General features: G+C 71.9%; 2 protein-coding genes and 1 pseudogene. 1 reads left to right on the top strand and 2 read right to left on the bottom strand.

The window, feature by feature from the left end; genetic code table 11:
* The coding region (locus G6018_RS09900; RefSeq protein ID WP_182639504.1) for an HNH endonuclease signature motif containing protein at nt 1-960 on the top strand (960 nt) is incomplete at its 5' end.
* Nucleotides 961-965: 5 nt separating this feature from the next.
* On the opposite strand, the gene G6018_RS09905 is transcribed toward G6018_RS09900, so the two are convergent.
* Nucleotides 966-1,439 carry a molybdenum cofactor biosynthesis protein MoaE gene (locus G6018_RS09905; RefSeq protein WP_182639505.1) on the bottom strand — a complete coding sequence of 158 codons (474 nt, stop codon included), beginning with the start codon at nt 1,437-1,439 and terminating at the stop codon, nt 966-968.
* 50 nt (nt 1,440-1,489) lie between these two features.
* Nucleotides 1,490-1,738 (bottom strand): annotated as a pseudogene (locus tag G6018_RS09910) (molybdopterin-binding protein); the annotation flags it as partial.

Consider the following 1,738-nt stretch of genomic DNA (forward strand, 5'->3'; position numbering starts at 1 on the left):
TTTACCCGCTCGGTCCGATTCCGCGGGGCACGGAACGGCATGGCCACGATGTGGGCCAGGCTCACCGCTGCCGATGCCGAACTCCTTCGGCGTCGCATCGACACCGACGCGTCGGCCGCCTCGGCGGACGGGTTGGATCGTCCCATGGACCAGCTCCGCGCCGACGCCCTCGCCGCGCTCGCCGTCCACCCGTCTGATGCGGGCCGGTCCGCGGCCGATACCGCCTCCGCCGCTGCCCGCGCGTCCGAGCACGACGGTATCGAGCACGACGGCATCGAACTCGGCGACGTCAGGGTCGGGGCGGACCTGCCCCGGCCCACACTGGGCAACGCCGCGCGGGCCGGTCAGCCGATCCGCATCAGCGTGATCGCCTCCGCGGCCCGGGGCCTGCCCAACCGTGTCGAGTTCGTCCACGGCGCGTACAGCAGCTTCGAGTGGCTCTGCACGGAACTGCTCGAGGGGGACGACGCGAGCGTGCGGTTCGAGCTCATCGACCCTGCCCCGGGCGTGCTCGACTCCCCGGAACACGCCCTGCGCTACGTGATCACCCCGGCGATGGCCGAGCGCATCCGGTTGCGCGACGGCACCTGCCGGCACCCGGGGTGCTCGGTTCCCGCCAAGGACTGCGACGTGGACCATGTGCTCGCGTTCAACAAGAAGGACCCTGAACTCGGCGGGCCGACCACCGAGTGGAACCTCGTCTGCCTGTGTCGGAAACACCACCGGGAGAAGACGTTCGGGACCAACGCCTACCGGTCCGGGCCGTTGGGTGATCTCGTCATCATCACCGACACCGGGCACGAACACCGCACCAGACCCAAGGGCCCCCTGGCCCGTGCTCGTGACGCCATCCGGGAACGCGAGTGGAACGCCTACGCGGATCGCACCATCGCCGCCGACGGCACACTCGTCAACCCGCCGGGTCGCCACTGGCCCGGATCCCGCAGACGGCCAGCCTGATCGACTCAGCAGTCGCCGACGCCCACCCACTCCGAGACGCCGTCGGTGAAGCGCTGCCGCTTCCAGATGGGCACCCCGCGCTTGAGTCGTTCGATGAGCTCCGAGCAGGCGGCAAAGGCCTCGGCCCGGTGCGGCGCCACGGCCACCACCACCACGGCGACCTCGCCCACCGGCAGCACCCCCACTCGGTGCACCGCGCCGATGCGGACGGAGCGCCGCGGGTCGAGCGGTCCGCCCTTCTCGAGGTCGGGCGAGGTGTGTTCGGTCGCCACCTCGTCGCAGAGCCGTTCGAGGACGTCCTGCGCCGTGGGGTGGGCCGAGTACTCGATGTCGAGCACGTCGCGACCGTGGTCGTGGTCGCGCACCACCCCGGAGAACGTGACCATGGCGCCGTCGGCGGTGCTCCAGACGGCCTTCTCGACCTCACGGGGGTCGATCGCGGTCTCGGTGATCTGCACGAGTGGACTGCGGACGGTCATGGTCGGTTCCTCCTCGCGGTTCGGTCCCGGGCGGCTGCGGGCGGGGACGGTCAGTGCCCGCCACCGTGGGCGTGGACGGCGAGCAGGTGGTCCAACAACTCGTCGAGTACCGCCAGTCCGTCGCGCACCCCGCCCGAAGAGCCCGGGAGGTTCGCCACCAGGGTACGTCCGGAGAAGCCCGCCAGGCCGCGGCTCATCGCGGCGGTGGGGGTCGAGGCCAGCCCGCGGGCGCGCATCGCCTCGGCGACGCCGGGGAGCTCGAGTTCCAGGTGGGGCGCGGTGGCCTCGGGGGTGCGGTC

Source organism: Dietzia sp. DQ11-44 (genome assembly GCF_014145205.1).
GTDB classification, from domain to species: Bacteria; Actinomycetota; Actinomycetes; order Mycobacteriales; family Mycobacteriaceae; genus Dietzia; species Dietzia natronolimnaea.

Excerpts from the sequence above, each read along its gene's own strand:
- G6018_RS09905 (WP_182639505.1), bottom strand. The coding sequence starts at position 1,439 with ATGACCGTCCGCAGTCCACTCGTGCAGATCACCGAGACCGCGATCGAC.